Below are 15,231 nucleotides of genomic sequence, written 5' to 3'. Positions count from 1 at the left end.
TCTTTCCCTTCTCGTGGCTCTTCCGTTGTGCGATGGTGACCAACACCAGGTCCACCGCCGCGACCATCTCCGTCGCGGCGGTCCGCGCCCGAGGCGACGGCCCCTCGTCCGCCGGCCGGTCGAGCCGCACATGCCGCTCCATCAGGGACAGGTGTCGCTGGGACAGCCCGCGCAACTCCGCGCCGGGCAACGGCACCAGGATCAACTGCCACGCACCGAGTGCTGTGGACGTCGGCGCCAGGCCACCCGCCGGCAGCCGGGCCACATGGTGGCGGCGCGACGGGCTCATCCCGGCCCGGCGCACCGCGAACAGGTCGGCCTCGCCGCCGGTCACCAGCCAGCCGGCCACCGGGCCGTCCAGGCGGCAGACCTGGCGTACGCCGTCGGCGCAGTAGCCGATCAGGCCGCCTACCGGGTCCTCCTCCACCGCGCCGCTCATCAGTGTCTCCTCGGATCGTCGTGGTCACTGGTCCCGGACCAGTCGCGCGTACGCGCCGTCGCGGGCGACCAGTTGCTCGTGGGTGCCGCGCTCCACCTCCCGACCGCCGTCCAGCACGACGATCAGGTCGCAGTCGCGGACCGTGGACAGGCGGTGGGCGACGATGAGGCAGGTCGCCCCCCGCCGGCGCAGATGCAGGTCGATCCGGCGTTCGGTCTCGGCGTCCAGTGCGCTGGTGGCCTCGTCGAGCACCAGCACCCGGGGGTTGCGGACGAGCGCGCGGGCGATCTCGAGTCGCTGCCGTTGGCCACCGGAGAAGTTGCGGGCGTTCTCCCGTACCGGACTGGCCAGGCCGCCCGGGCGGGCCGCGACCTCGTCGTAGAAACACGCGTCGGTCAGCGCGGTGACGACGTCCTCGTCGGCGACGGTGAGGTCCCACATGGTGACGTTGTCCCGGACCGTCCCCTCGAACAGCCGTTGGTCCTGGTCCACCATGGCGACAGTGGCCGCCCAGAGACCGTCGTCGGTGCCCGGACGGTCGAGGCCATCCACTGTGACCCGACCGGTCCACGGGCGGTAGAGCCCGGCGACCAGCCGGCCCACCGTCGACTTGCCGCTGCCCGACCGCCCGACGAGCGCCACCCGGGCACCCGGGGGCAGGTCCAGGCTGAAGTCCTCCAGCAGTGGGCGGCCCAGCGGGTTGTAGCCGAAGGTGACCTTCTCGATGCGCAGATGCCCCTCCATCGGCGTCAGCGGTCGGGCGGGTCGTTCCTCGGCGGACGGCAGTGGGTAGTGCTCCACGTCACGCAGCCGGTTGAGGTCGGCGCTCATGTCCTGCAACCGGGAACCCAGGGCGGTGAGGTTGCCCAACGGTCGGTTCATCGCGACGGCCAGGCTCTGCATGGCGACCAGCACGCCGACCGTCAGCGACTCCGCCACGACCTGTCGGCTGCCCAACCCGAGCAGCACCGCGGTCGTCCCCGAGGCGAGGAACGCGGGCAGGACGGAGAGCACCGCGGTGGGCACTCCCAGTCGCTGCTGCCGTGAGGCGACGGTGGCGTGCCGCGCCGCGAACCGGGCCACCGCCCGCTCCTCCTCGCCGCCCGCCTTCACCGTCTCGATCAGCTGGACCGTGGTGTACACGGTGGTCACCAGCTTGCTGCGATCCGCCTGGAGACCGGCGACGGCGATCGACCTGGTCGAGGCGACGTAGCGCAGCACGCTGACGTTCAACCCGGCGAGGACCACCGCGCACAGTCCGAGGAGAAGGTCGTACTGACAGAGCAGCGCCCCGTACGCCAGCACCAGGCCGGTGTCCACCACTGTGGTCGCCGCGCGACGGGTGAGCACCTCGGCGACCACGTCGTTGCCGCGGACCCGCTGGCCGAGGTCGGCGGCCTGGCGCTGGTCGAAGAACGACGGTGGCAGCCGGAGCAGATGTCGGAAGAACCGGGCGGCGCTGGCGAGGGCGAGCGCTGTCTCCGCGCGTACGGTCAGGCGTTGCTGGAGCAGGCTGGCCAGGAAGGTCAGCACGGTGGCCACCGCCACCGCCGCCACCAGGCCGGCGAACGCGGCCTGGTCCTCCTGCAACAGCACCCGGTCGACGAAGACCTGGGCCATCACCGGGATGGTCAGACCGACCACGGCGATCAGCAGCCCGAGCAGCAGCATCTGCGCGATCGCCGAGCCCGGGCCGCGCCACCGCTGGGCCAACGCCCGGACCATCCGGTAACGGGTGCCACCCGGACGGAACTCCGGCCCGGGTTCCATGGTGAGCACGATGCCGGTGAAGGCGCCGTCGAACTCCTCCCAGCTCACCGCCCGGGGGCCGGTCGCCGGATCGTTGATGAAGACCTTGTTCCGGCCGAGTCCTTCCAGCACGACGAAGTGCTCGAAGCGCCAGAACAGCACCGCCGGCAGCGCCACAGTGGCCAGGCCAGCCAGGTCCATTTGGAAACCCTTGGCCACCATCCCGTACCGGCGGGCACCCTTGAGCACTGTGGCGGCGGTGGAGCCGTCCCGGCTCACGCCGCACACCCGGCGCAACTCCTCCAGCGGCACATGCCGGCCGTGGTGGGCGAGCAGGATTCCGAGCGCGGCGGCGCCGCACTCCACCGCCTCCATCTGGATCAGGGTGGGCGTGCGGACCCGTCGACGCCGGATCCTGGGCAGCTCCGGTGCGTTCGGGACCGCTGTCGACGGCGCGCTCATCGCCGCAGCAACCAGTCGATCGGGTGTTCCTGGTCCACTGTGAACCAGGCGGTGACCTCGCTCGCCGAGTTGAGCTGGAACGGCGGCGGCGTCTTCGTCCAGCGCAGACCGCCCGGAGCTGCCGGGTCGGGCTCCAGGGCGACGGTCACCCGGATCACGCTGCCGTGCGCCAGCAGCCGCCGTACGTCCGGCCCGGTGCCCAGGAAGGCACGCAGCGACGCCTCGGTCTCCGGGAACGCGCCGACGGTGGCCACCTGACCGGCCAGGGTGCCGAACACGTTGCGCGGTGCCGCTGCGGCGGCCACTTCGACGGGTACACCGGGTTGCAGTAGCGGAGCGGCGACGGCCGGGGCGTACACGACGGCCTGCAACGCGTCCCCTGCGGTGTCGAGCCGCTCCAGATCCGCCAGGTGTGTGCCCGGGGTGACGATCTCCCCCTCCGACACCAGCCAGGCCACGACGTACGCGTCACCCGGCGCGTTCTCCACCACCACCTTGCCCTCCATCGTGCGCAGGCTGTAGAGAGGGGTGCCCTTGGCCACCCGTTGGTGTGGCGACGCCCAGACCTTGGTGACCTGACCACTGTCGATCGCGTCGAGGGCGGAGATCCCGTTGGAGTGGATCAGCACCCCGGCGGCCTCGACGGTGCGGGGGATCACGGTGCGTACCGACCAGACGCCCGCGGCGACCACGACGATGACCAGCGCGGCGGTGGCCAGCCAGTGCGGCACGGTGGTCAGCCGGACCGCCCGGTCCAACTGCTCGGGGGCCTCCAACTGGCGCAGCGCCTGCCGCCGGAACTTCATGACCGGCCCCCCGTTGCGGGCGGGCCGGCGGCGCGGCGCGAGCCGAGCAGGAAGTCGGCCACGCTCGGCTCGACCAGCGGATCGAGCCCGGACAACTCGGCGAAGGCCTGGGAGTCCCCGGCACCGAGGGCGCACGGCGCCAGCTCCATGGCGGTGGCGACGAGATACATCTGCTGGGTCAGCACTCCCGCGTCCTTGAGGATCATGGCGTAGCTCATCCCTTCGTACTTCCACATCAGCCGCTGGACCCGGGCGGTGACCACCAGGACCGTCTGCGGCGGCCGGGGCATGGCGCCGGCCGCCCGGGCGTACGCCAGCAACCGGTCGGCGGCCGCCCCCCAGGCGGCGACCGGTTCCAGCCGGTGCCCGACCGCGTCGTAGTGGTAGAGCCCGGGGTCGAGTCCGGCGCACCGCGCGACCAGCGGGTAGATCTCCAGCTCGTAGACCCCGCCGCCGCCCGGGTAGGGCCGATGACCGACCTCCTGCCCGCCGGCCTCGCCGGCGGCGCTGGTGTGCTGCGACCGGTACAGGAACTCCGCCAGTCGCTCCAGCGGCAGCGGCGCCCCGTCGTCGTGTTCGCGCACGCTGCGCCGCTCCGCCACGATCTGGCTGAAGGCCGGTTCGACCTTGGCGATCGTCGCCAGGTCCGGTAGCGGCAGGTCGATCGCGCGACCGCCGTCGTAGGGGCGGCGCAGCGGTTGTGGGGCGAAGCGTTCCCGCATCCGGTAGGTGCCTCCCACCGGCAGCGCGTGCCGGCCGGCCCGGGAGCGGTGGTGCAGCCGCAGTTCCTCGGGCGACCAGTAGGCCAGTGGCGCGTCGTCGCACTCCGCCTCGAACTCGGCTTCGGTGACCAGGATTCGGGCGGTGACCAACTCGTCGAGCACCCGGCCGGCGGCGGCCGGTCGCACACCGAGCGTGCGGGCCACCGTGTCGGATCCGACGCCGGGCACGGCGGCGACCAACACCGCGCCGAGGGCGACGTCGGCGCAGCCGACGGTGAGGGTGCTCAGCGGCGAGGCGGCCACCAGCCTGCCTTCTTCGTGCTGGAGGGTGGCGAAGCGGGAGAGCCGGTGGCGAACACCGGGTGTGTGCGGGCGGCTCTCCGGCAGGCTGCCCCGACCCAGTCCGGTGGGCACCAGGTCGAGCAGCGCGCGGTCATCGACCTGGAGGCGGCGCTCCAGCCAGGAGTGGGCGAGCAACCGGCGCAGCAGCAACTGGGCGGCCAGCACCCGGCTCTCCCCCTCTAGGCCGCTGATCAGACGGCCGACCTCGACGTCGGTGACCCAGTCGGCGGCGAGTTGCAGGAGCAGTGCCCGTCGGCCCATGCCCGGTCGTTCCAGGGTGAGCTGGAAGCGGGTCTGCCGCAGGGTCAGCGAGCCGTCCTCGCCGAGGCGCAGTTCCGCGTCGCGGCGCAGCCGGTACGCCTCCTGGATGGGCGGGCCGCCGACGGTGCCGCTCACGACGACCGCCGGCCGGCCGGTCTCACCACGGTGGTCATCTACGCACCCCTCGCTAGAAGAAGACGTTCAGCGGATTGGCCGCCGTCTCGTCGGCGGCCAGCGGGCCCCGGCCGAGGTGGGCCGGTACGTCCCACAGCCGACCGGGGCCGAGCCGGCGCCAGAAGTGCCGCAGACCCGGCACCACCACCTTCACCACCGCCAGGTCGACGTCCGGACGGGACTGGTCGACGACGATCACCTCCAGGCCGGCCCGCTCCGCCCGGCGTACGCAGTGCCGCACGTCGTCTCCGACGTCCCCGGTGGTCAGCGGCGGGTGGTCGGCGGCGGTGCGGGGCGCTCGGGTGTGGTCCGGGGAGAGCCACTGTTGATCGGCCACCCGTACGGTGCCGAACCACCGTGCGGTGTCCGGATCGTCGACGCCGTACCTGTTGCGCGCCGAGGTGGGGCCGGGAACGGCGGGCAGGAACTGGTTGACCTCGGTAAGCGCCCGGGTCAGCGCGACCCTGGCGTCCACATGCGCGCCGAAGCCGACCAGGACGTCCTCCGGCCCGCCGTCGGATCGCCGGGACACCGCGGCGAACGTGGGCACACCGAGGTCGGCGGTCAGGTCGAGGGCCCACAGTTCACGGCCCAGGACGGTGGCGTGGTGGTCGACGCAGGCGGCCGTCCACGGGTCGGCGAACGAGGCGAGGTCCACCCCGGGCATCCGCGAGCGGTGGTACCACCACAGGGCGACGCTGTCCCGCTCCACGAGTTCGCAGAAGCCCTGCAGGATCGCCTCGGACAGGTTGCCGCCGGCGGCGCAGCCGTTCGAGTCGGCCGAGCACACCCCGAGCCCGGTCAGCTCCGGATGCCCGTACCAGCAGTACGCGGCGGGCAGCTCGCGTGGTGTCCGCCGGGTCAGCGACCAGCCCGTGGTCCAGTCCAGCTCCACCTCGTCACCCAGCGGGCGGGGTACGCGGTGCAGGTGGCCGAGGTCGGCGTTGAGCCGGTCCCGATCGGCGTACTGGCGTTCCGAGAACAGCAGCAGCTCCCGCAGGTGCACGGCTCGGTCCGGACCCAGCTGGCGGTACGTCGCCCGGTGCACCGGACGGTCGCCGCGCCACACCCCGCAGTAGCGCTCCACCGCCTCCCCGATCGCGCTCATCCGCGCCTGGAGGTCGGTGCGGCCCTTGCCGCCGCTCTGGCCGCGCAGGTTGCGCCGCAACCCGGCGAGCTGGCGGGGCTGGGCGAAGTTGTGCCCAGCCGAGTAGGTGTGGGTGACGCCGTTGTCGGTCGCCTCCAACGGGGTCAGTCGGCTCACCACGCCCAGGTACCGACTGACGTGGTGGGCCAGAGCGGCGTATGCCTCTGCCGGTTCCCGGGTGCGGGAGTCCTCGCCCCTGCTGGGCTGGGCGCCGCTCGGCGGCAGGTCGATCCGTGGGTCGGCCTTGCCGACGAGGTCCGGGTCGCCGCACGCGGGGCACTGCGGCTGGCGTACCAACTGGTGGCTTTCCATGCTCATGTCCCGGGTGTCCAGGGCCACCATCCGGCCGGTGAGGCGGGGTGACAAGCCCCGGACGGCGAGCACGGCGAGTTCGGTGGCGAGCAGCCCGGCGGCCGCTGTGGCCAGTCCGGGCAGGACCGCCTGGCCCGGCTGCGGCAGGGGGTCGCTCAGGTCCTGCCCGTCCAGGAAGGCGTTCACCTGTTCGTTCTCCTGCCACCGTTGCCGCAGGCAGGCCCAGCAGCCGGTGCGACCCGGCACCAGGTGCGGGCCGAGGAAGACGACGTTGCCGTGTGGCCGGGCCAGGGTCCACGCACGACCGGCCGCCAGGTGGCGGTCGTTGACCAACGCCAGTCGGGGGTCGAGCATCGACGACGGCAGCACCAGCACCTGGGCGGCGACCGGCACGTCATCGGTCTCGTCCGGTCCGACCACTGTGACGGCGAGCCCGAGGGAGCGCAGCGCGTCGGCGGTCTCCGCCACCCGGGGCGCCCCGAGGTCCACGATGGTGACGGATCCCTCGGCCATCCACCGGTGCCCTGCTTCGGGCGGGACACCCCGGGCATCCCAACCGGCGGCCTCCGCCGGTGCGGTGCCCGCCGGACCGGACACCAGCAGGCCGTGATCGCGTAGCCGGGCGAGGGCGGCGGCGACGGCGGTGACCGGGTGCCGGGTGGCCAGCCGGTTCACCACGTCGGCCAACGGCTCGACGCCGTCGAGCTGGTCGGCCAGGTCCGCGGCGACCGGGTCGTCGATGATCAGGCTGCGGGTCTCCCCCAGCACCACCAGCGGGCCGTCGGGCAGCCGTACCTGCGCGTAGTCCGATCGGAAGCGCGGACGCCACATGGTTCCTCCCGAGCCTGGTGGCCGGACCGTGGCACCGCCGGCGCTCTGCCGGCGATCACGGCTGCTGCCATCGTCGCGGTCCACTGGTGCCTGGTCCGAGTGATGCCACCGGTTTCTGCCGTTGGCGGCCGACCGGGACGGTCGCGGTCGGGTCAGCCGGCGGTGACGGTCAGCGCGGTGTCGTTGAGCCCCAGCACCGATGTGCCGGTGGCCTGTGCCGGTACGAGCAGCAGGAAGGTCTCCACCCGGGTCACCCGGATCGACTTTCCGCTGATCGGCGTGCGATGACCGGTGGCGATCAGATCCGGGCTCTGCGGCACCATCTGGACGGTGGTCGGGCCGCCGGGGGCAGGGCGCAGCGTGTCGGTGGCGTGGATCGTCAGGAAGGCCAGCGTGCCGGTCGGCACGGCTACCGCGCAGTCGGACCATTCAGCCCGGTCCATGGTCCGCTGCACCGCCGCTCCGACACCGGCGAGCTGCTGCCCGTAGACCTCCCACCCGCCGGCGAACTGGCCGTCGAGCAGCGGACTCGACGCGACGAGGGATCGGTTGCTCGTCGTGGACCCGATGCTGCGGGCGAAGACCTCGGCGGCGACGGCCCGACGGCTGGTCTCGTCCAGGGCCATACCGCCCTGCGTGGCGGGCCGGCCGTCGATGCTCCGGGCGACCACCAGCGAGGGTTGGGTGACCTGCACGTTGTGGCTGAGCTTCCACTGGCCGTCGTCGCCGAGCACGAACTGGCTGACGTCGGTGGGGGCCAGTTCCGAGCCGCTCAACTTGAGGGTGGCCGTGGCCAGGAAGCAGGCCGGGTCGCCGGGCGGCACGGCGAACGCCGGGTTGATATGCTGGAACGACGGTTGCGGACGCTGGTTGTAGGTGGCCCGGCGGACCGCGGCGATGCTGAGGTCCAGCGAGGGCGACACCTCCTGGGTCCGCAGCGCCTCGACGTCACCGGCCACCGAGGCGGCCGAGTCGGCCTGGTCGAAGGCGGTGAGCACCAGCGCGGCGCGCTCGCGGCCGAACGTAGCCGGACCGTCGGTCGAAGGGGTGGCCGCGTCCACCGGCTCGCCACCACAGCCGGCCAGCACGAGCAGCGCCACCACGGCGGCGGCGAGCGGCACCGGCGCGGCGAGGGTACGCGGGCTCCTGACGGATCTTCTGCCCAGCATCTCGTCCTCCATCCACCACCGGTCGACGGGATTCGCGCCCGATGGAGTCGAGTATGTGAGCGACTCTCGGGCCATGCCGGGGGCGGCGCGGCCTCGTGCTGCCGGGCCCGTCGGCGTTGCACCGAACGACGTCATCGGGCCTGGTTCACGGTCACCGATCGGTGTCATCGAGCCGGGCGACCCAGGCGACCAGACCGGACCGGGAGGCGACGCCCGCCTTGCGGTAGATCCGGGTCAGGTGCGCCTCCACGGTGCGGGGGCTGATGTTCAACTGCCGCCCGATCAGTCGGCTGGTGGCCCCGGTCGCCGCCAGGCGTGCGATGTGCCATTCCCGGTCGGTCAGGGCGGCCACCTCGGCCGGACCGACCGGGCGGGCCAGTCGGAGGCCGACCCGTTCCGTGCCACACCATCCGGCCAGTTCCAGCGCCCGACGGCGGGCCCGCGCCGCCCGGCCGGCCTGGTCCTCGGCTTCGGCGGCACGGGCCAGGGAGGCCAGCGCGAGACTGCGCCGCAGCGCCATCCCGCCGGCGCGGAACAGGTCAGCGGCAGCCTCCAGGTGCAGCATCGCCGCCGGGACCTCACCACGGGCGAGCAGTACCTCGCCGTACGCCGATTCGGCGAAGCCGCGCTGCCCGGCGAGACCGATCTGGTCGGCCTCGGCCATCGCCCGCTGCGCCTGCTGTTCGGCCTCGGCCACCTCGCCGGCGGCGAGCGCGGCGGCGCTGAGCAGCTCGAACCACATCGGCCGGAGAGTGGTCTGCAGGCGGCTCAGCCGGCTGTCGCCGCCGGCTGAGCGCACCAGCTCGGCACAGGTCGCCGGGTCACCGGACAGCAGTGCCGCGGTCGCCAGCGCCAACACGGCGGTACGACCACACCAGGTGGCGAGGTCGGTGGCGATCCCGACGGCGCTGCGGGCCAGCGCCACCGCCCGGTCGTCGTCGCGAGGGCCACCACGCCAGGCCGTCGCCTCCGCCTCGAACGCCAGGGCGAAGCTCAGCAGGTGGTGGCTGCCGATGCGCCGGGCGACGATTCCCGCCTCGGTGGCCAGGCCGATGGCCGTGGTCAGGTGACCACCGTGGTAGGCGACCTGACTACGACCGAGCAGCAACTGGCACAGCCCGTCGTCTCGGTGCGAGGCGCGGACGAGGGTCAGCCCACGGTCGAGGTGCCGCGCCGCGTCGGCCTGCCGTTCGAGGTACAACTCGGTCAGGCCGAGCGCGGTGAGGCAGTCGGGGTGGTCGCGCACCTCCCGGTCCGGCAGCGCGTCGACGATCCGGGCGCCCGCGTCGAGCAGACCCCGGGCGTCGTCGAGTGCGCCGTCGTGCACAGCGGCCAGGCTGCGTACGGCCAGCAGGCCTGCTCGGTCGACGGCGGAGCCGACGCCGGGATCACCGGTCAGCGCGTCGGGCGGACCGGCGGCGGGACGGCGGCCGGCCAGGATGCCGGCGACGTCGATCTCGGTGGCGAGTCGGTAGCCGACGCCGGGTGTGGTGCCGGCCGGGAGGGCGGCCAGCTCGCGTCGGCTGATCGCCGCAGCCTCCGGGTAGTTGCCGAGCAGGCGTTCCACGCGCGCCCAGAGTGCGACAGCATGCGCCCGTCGTCCCTGCGGGTCGGCGGGGAAGAGCGGCACGATCTCCTGGAGCAGGGCCCTGCTCTCGGCCAGGTTGCCCGCCTCCCCGGTGATCTGGGCGAGCGCGAGCGCCACGTCTCGGCGACGCTGCGTCGAGCCGGCCGTCGGCCGTAGCGCCCGCAGCGCCAGCCGCAGCCAGCGGATGGCCAGGTCGGGTGTCTCGCGGCGGATCTCCTGGGCGGCCTGGCAGAGCACGTCGACGCAGCGTTCCGCCCAGCGGCCGTTCGGCAGGGCGAGCAGGCGCTCCGCGTAGCGGGCCTGGTCCGTTGGTGGCGCGCCCAGCTCGACCAGCGCGGTGAGCGCCCGCGCAGAAGCCTCCGCCCGCCACGCCGGGTCGGTGTCCTGCGCGACAGCCATCCTCAGCACCGGGTGCCGGAAGGCGAACCGTCCGGTGCCGGGCACCCGGCGGAGCAGATCGAGCCGGGCCAACCGCCAGCCGGCCTCGACCGCACGTGCCGTCGGCACCTGCGCGACCGCGGCGAGCAGGTCAGCGGCGAAGGGCGCGTCGACGACCGACCCGGCCCGCAGACAGGTCAGCTCGACAGACGGCAGGTCCGCCCATTCGCGGCGCAGCACGGCCACCACGGTGTCGGACAACCAGGCACCCTGCGCTTCCCGGATCGGGTCGACGCCGTCCGATGCGGGGCCGCCCGGCAGCGCTGCCAGGTAAACGGGGTTGCCGCCGGTGACGTCGTACCGAACCCGCAGTTCCGCTTCGTCGACGTGCGGGTGCAGCGCCGCGACCTCGGCGAGGCTGAGCGGGTTGAGCTCGATCCGGTCGTGGGCCGCCGGTTCCGCGTCGGCCTGCTCCCGGGAATCCGGTGGGCCGAACGGCATCGGGGTCGCCATCTGCCGTGGGCGGTAGACGAGCACGAGCAGGAGGGGTGCGGGCACCGGATAGCGCAGGAGGTGGGCGATCAGGCCGGCGGAGGAGGCGTCCGCCCAGTGCAGATCGTCGAGGACCAGCGCCAGACCGTCCCGGGCCGCCAGGCCGATCAGCCGACGGGCCAGTTGGTAGGTACGGAACCGCTGGGCGTCCGACGCCCGCACCGGACCCGGTGGCTCCGCTGCGGCGGACTCCATCCAGGTCTCCCCGGTGAACCGCCCGAGACGGAGCCCGCGGCGGAGGGGCTGCCCCTCCGTGAAGGCGTGTCGGAACACGTGGAAGGGAACGCCTCGCTCGTCCGGCGCGCACGTCCCGACGGCCCGGGGAACGGCGGGAACGCACCGTTCCAGTGCCTCGCGGACGAACCGGGTCTTGCCGATGCCTGGCTCTCCGACCACCTCGCACACCATCTGCTGGCCCCGGCTCAGGGCACTGTCCTGGGCTCTCTCGATACGCGCCAACTGTGGTCGCCGCCCGACGAAGCGCAGGCCTGTTGACGCATTTTCCAGCCCAGATGTCATCACGCAGATCAGACACTTTCCGGCACACTCAAAGGGGAATGGTCACTATACCGGAGAGCCATCGAATATCGAAGATGTGTTCTTCCATTCCATCACCCGCCACCGTGGTGCAGGTTCTTTCCGAGCTTGCCGCAGAACCCGTAGAAATGGACCGAACAATATCCCTGAAACCCAGTAAATCACCCCTCACCCACCCGGCCGGGACACACGCGACGAAGTCGAGGTCGAAATAGGAATCCCACGCAGGCCAGACGCGTTATTGCCCGATCTGCACCCGTCCGGATACCGCCGAAATCATGAACGCCTATGCAAAACACCCGAAGGTGTCAGTTCCACACCGGACCTTCACCCGGAGGACACAGTCATTTACAAAGACCTGCCCGCAAGACTTTTGTCAACCACCGAATGACTTGAACCACGTCGCCTTCTGCCCGCCTTCGGCTGACCTTCACGGCACTATGACGGCCCAACCGGCAGCCGGGAGACAAAGACCGGAAAGCGCGTGGGGAAACAACCGGAGCACCCTCCCGGGAAACCGGTCGACCGGGTCGTACGACGAACCCCGCAGCCCGTTCCGTCAGGCTGTGGCCAGCCGGACCATGAACTGGCAGCCGTCCGAGGTGTTGCGCACCTCGACCCGACCTCCGTGCGCCTCCACCAGACCGTGGACGATGGCCAGGCCGAGCCCTCCGGACGCCCCACCGTCGCCCGGGCCGGGGGTGCGGGCAGGTTCACCTCGGAAGGCGATGTCGAACACTCGCGGAAGGTCGGCCGGGGGAATGCCGCCACAGGTGTCGGCGACCGACAGCCAGGCGTGGTCCTCCTCGCGGCCGGCTTCGATGCGTACCGTGCCGTCCTCCGGGGTGTAGCGGACCGCGTTGAGCAGCAGGTTGGCGACGACCCGCGCCAGCTCCGGCTCGCTCGCGGCGACCGTCGGCCACCCTGACTCGCTGGCGACCAGCTTGATCCGGCGAGCGTCGGCCAACGGGAACGTGGTGGCCAGCGCGTCCGAGACCACCTCACCGAGCGGCACCGCCGTCAACGACAACCGCAGCGCTCCCGCGTTGATCCGGGACAGCTCGAACAGGTCGTCGACGAGGCGGGTCATCCGGTCGGTCTCCAGCCGGATCCGTCGGTGGTAGTCGTCGACAGTGTCCGGGTCACGGACCACCCGGTCCTCCAGCGCCTCGGCCATGGCCCGGAGCCCGGCGAGCGGCGTACGCAGGTCGTGGGAGACCCAGGCGACCAGGTCACGCCGACCCTTCTCCAGTTGTCGTTCCCGCTCGCGGGCCTGGTCGCGCCAGACCGCGGCGCGTGCCAGCCGGCGGCCGAAGTGCCCGCCGACGGCGAGGCTGACCACCGCTGCCGCCGCGACGGTGATCAGGACGACCTCAAGGTCGTGCGGGGAGAGGAACATCGCCTCCGCCACCGCCATCACCCCGACCGCGACGGCACCCACCGTGGTGGTGAGCAGAACGTTGAGGTGCACGGTGATCGACCTGCGCCGAAGGGCACGGAGCAGCACCGCGCCGGCGAGTCCGATACCCAGCGCCGCGCCGAGGGCGATCGCGAAGATCAGCAGTAGGTCACCCATGGGTCGGCTCGTAGCGGTAGCCGACGCCCCAGACGGTCACGATCCGCTGCGGATCGGCCGGGTTGGCCTCGATCTTCTCGCGCAGCCTGCGGACGTGCACCGTCACGGTCGAATGGTCCCCGAAGTTCCATCCCCAGACCTGCTCCAGCAGTTCGGCCCTGCCGAACACCGTGGACGGGTGCCGCATGAGGTGGACGAGCAGGTCGAATTCGCGCAGCGTCAGCGCCAGTTCGCTGCCGGCGAGGTGGGCGGTTCGGGAGGTGGTGTGCACCACCAGGCCGCCGTCGGTGAGCGCCTCCGGCCGCTCGGGTACCGGCCCGCCGGCGGCGCGACGGAGCACCGAACGGACCCGCAGCACCAGTTCCCGGGGGGAGAAGGGCTTGGTCAGGTAGTCGTCCGCGCCGAGCTGCAACCCGAGGATCCGGTCGGCCTCGTCCCCGCGCGCCGTCAGCATGACGATCGGTACGCCGTCCGGCCGTACCCGCAGCTGCCGGCACACCTGCAGACCGCTGATCCGGGGCAGCATCAGGTCGAGCACGACCAGGTGGGGCTTCTCCCGCTCCACCGCCTCCAGTGCCGCCGCGCCGTCCGCCGCCAGGCTCACCTGGAAGCCGTCGTTCTCCAGGTAACGACGGATGACGTCACTCACGGTCTGATCGTCGTCGACCACCAGCACCCGCTGTGTCACCGTCAACTCTTCCCCCGCAGGTCCATCGGGCCAGCGTAGCCACGCGCCGAGGTGCGCTCCCACCACGCAGACCTTGCGAGGTTCTTACGGCCGCGTCCACACACCCACGTGGGGGTATGGCAGGCCATACCGTGACCGGAATGCGGATACTCGTCACCGGTGCGGCCGGATTCGTCGGCTCACACATCGCCGACCTGCTCACCGAACACGGGCACGAGGTGGTGGCCCTCGACGCGCTCCTGCCGGAGGCGCACGGCGCGACGGCACCGCCCTGGACCGATCGGCACGACCTCGTGGTCGGCGACGTCCGTGACGCTGACCTGCTGGCCCGGCTACTGGCCGGGGTCGACGCGGTCTGCCATCAGGCGGCCATGGTCGGCCACGGCATCGACCCGGCTGACGCTCCCCGGTACGCCGCGCACAACGACCTCGGCACGGCCACCCTCCTCGCGGCGATGCACGCCACCGGGGTACGCCACCTCGTGCTGGCCAGTTCGATGGTGGTCTACGGCGAGGGCCGCTACCACTGCCCGACACACGGAATCGTCCGGCCCTCCGGCCGCCGGGCCGCCGATCTGGCCGAGGGCCGGTACGAGCCGACCTGCCCTCGCTGCGACCGGACCCTCTCCCCCGGTCTCGTGCCGGAGGACGCGCCGTTGGAGCCGCACAGCACGTACGCCGCCACCAAGTTGGCTCAGGAACATCTCGCCGGTGCCTGGGCCCGGCAGACCGGCGGGTCGGTCTGGGCGCTGCGTTACCACAATGTCTACGGACCGCGGATGCCCCGCGACACCCCGTACGCCGGGGTGGCGTCGATCTTCCGGTCGGCCCTGGCCGCCGGGCAGCCGCCCCGGGTCCTGGAGGACGGACGGCAACGGCGCGACTTCGTGCACGTGACGGACATCGCCGCGGCCAACCTGCTGGCCCTGACGACACCGGCACCGGACCCTCTGGTCCCGATCAACGTCTGCTCCGGTGAACCGCACACCGTCGGCGAGTTGGCCCACGAGCTGGCTGCGGCGATGAACGGACCATCGCCCGTCACTGTCGGCGGCGGGCGGGCGGCGGACGTACGGCACGTCGTGGCCGATCCGGCCCGCGCCACCCGCCTGCTCGGCTTCACCGCCCGAATCGGCTTCGCCGCCGGCATCGCCGACTTCACCACAGCGGTAATGAGGGATCCGGCAGCGGTCAGGACACCGTCCACAGTAGGTGGTTGACGGCGAGAGCCGTGGCTGCCTGTCCCGCCAGCCACCACCGTTGGTGCCCTCTGGGCAGGTGGGCGGTCGCGACGAGCAGCCAGACGGCGAACGGCAGCCAGATCCGCTCCACCTCGGCTTTGCTGAGCCCGGAGAGATCCGCCGCGAGCACGGCAACCGCCGCCGCGACGGGCAACCACACAGCGGGTCCGGCGTCGGCGATCCGCTGGCGGACGGCCGTCGCCAGTGGCGCTGGCGGTCGCCGGACCGACACGGCGGCCACCGCCCGCCGCAACGCC

General features: G+C 72.4%; 10 protein-coding genes and 1 pseudogene. 1 reads left to right on the top strand and 10 read right to left on the bottom strand.

Annotated features, from left to right (window positions below; translation table 11 throughout):
• From ACWCO3_RS19290 to ACWCO3_RS19250, 9 genes are all read right to left on the bottom strand, one after another.
• Nucleotides 1–439 (bottom strand): hypothetical protein (locus ACWCO3_RS19290; RefSeq protein ID WP_450011258.1); only part of this gene is annotated, 439 nt, incomplete at its 3' end.
• Nucleotides 440–463: 24 nt separating this feature from the next.
• Nucleotides 464–2,650, bottom strand: coding sequence for an NHLP family bacteriocin export ABC transporter peptidase/permease/ATPase subunit (locus tag ACWCO3_RS19285; protein ID WP_450011256.1), 2,187 nt, complete (start codon nt 2,648–2,650; stop codon nt 464–466).
• Nucleotides 2,647–3,456: an HlyD family efflux transporter periplasmic adaptor subunit gene (locus tag ACWCO3_RS19280; RefSeq protein WP_145780154.1), complete on the bottom strand. Its 810-nt coding sequence runs from the start codon at nt 3,454–3,456 to the stop codon at nt 2,647–2,649. The genes ACWCO3_RS19285 and ACWCO3_RS19280 overlap by 4 nt, the downstream gene beginning before the upstream one ends.
• Nucleotides 3,453–4,916: a SagB family peptide dehydrogenase gene (locus ACWCO3_RS19275; protein ID WP_450011253.1), complete on the bottom strand. Its 1,464-nt coding sequence runs from the start codon at nt 4,914–4,916 to the stop codon at nt 3,453–3,455. Before ACWCO3_RS19275 ends, ACWCO3_RS19280 begins: the two co-directional genes overlap by 4 nt.
• Nucleotides 4,917–4,968: 52 nt before the next feature.
• Nucleotides 4,969–7,245: a TOMM precursor leader peptide-binding protein gene (locus ACWCO3_RS19270; protein ID WP_450011251.1), complete on the bottom strand. Its 2,277-nt coding sequence runs from the start codon at nt 7,243–7,245 to the stop codon at nt 4,969–4,971.
• Nucleotides 7,246–7,397: 152 nt separating this feature from the next.
• Complete coding sequence (locus ACWCO3_RS19265) at nt 7,398–8,414, bottom strand: hypothetical protein (protein ID WP_450011249.1); 1,017 nt, start codon at nt 8,412–8,414, stop codon at nt 7,398–7,400.
• A gap of 151 nt (nt 8,415–8,565) precedes the next feature.
• Nucleotides 8,566–11,451 (bottom strand): AAA family ATPase, encoded by a 2,886-nt coding sequence (locus ACWCO3_RS19260; protein ID WP_450011247.1) that lies wholly within the window; start codon nt 11,449–11,451, stop codon nt 8,566–8,568.
• A gap of 577 nt (nt 11,452–12,028) precedes the next feature.
• The gene (locus ACWCO3_RS19255) at nt 12,029–13,045 is read right to left on the bottom strand and encodes a sensor histidine kinase (RefSeq protein ID WP_450011246.1); all 1,017 of its coding nucleotides are present in this window, start codon (nt 13,043–13,045) and stop codon (nt 12,029–12,031) included.
• Nucleotides 13,038–13,733 (bottom strand): response regulator transcription factor, encoded by a 696-nt coding sequence (locus ACWCO3_RS19250; protein ID WP_450011244.1) that lies wholly within the window; start codon nt 13,731–13,733, stop codon nt 13,038–13,040. The genes ACWCO3_RS19255 and ACWCO3_RS19250 overlap by 8 nt, the downstream gene beginning before the upstream one ends.
• Nucleotides 13,734–13,873: 140 nt before the next feature.
• Between ACWCO3_RS19250 and ACWCO3_RS19245 the strand changes: the two genes are divergently transcribed.
• Nucleotides 13,874–14,953, top strand: a complete 1,080-nt coding sequence (locus ACWCO3_RS19245) for an NAD-dependent epimerase/dehydratase family protein (protein WP_450011242.1) — start codon at nt 13,874–13,876, stop codon at nt 14,951–14,953.
• On the opposite strand, the pseudogene ACWCO3_RS19240 reads toward ACWCO3_RS19245, so the two are convergent.
• A pseudogene (locus tag ACWCO3_RS19240) lies at nt 14,925–15,231 on the bottom strand (hypothetical protein); the annotation flags it as partial. The gene ACWCO3_RS19245 and the pseudogene ACWCO3_RS19240 sit on opposite strands and share 29 nt — an antisense overlap.

The organism is Micromonospora sp. NPDC002411 (genome assembly GCF_053592955.1).
Note: the sequence above shows the minus strand (reverse complement) of the source record. Positions and strands in the feature narration are given on the sequence as shown.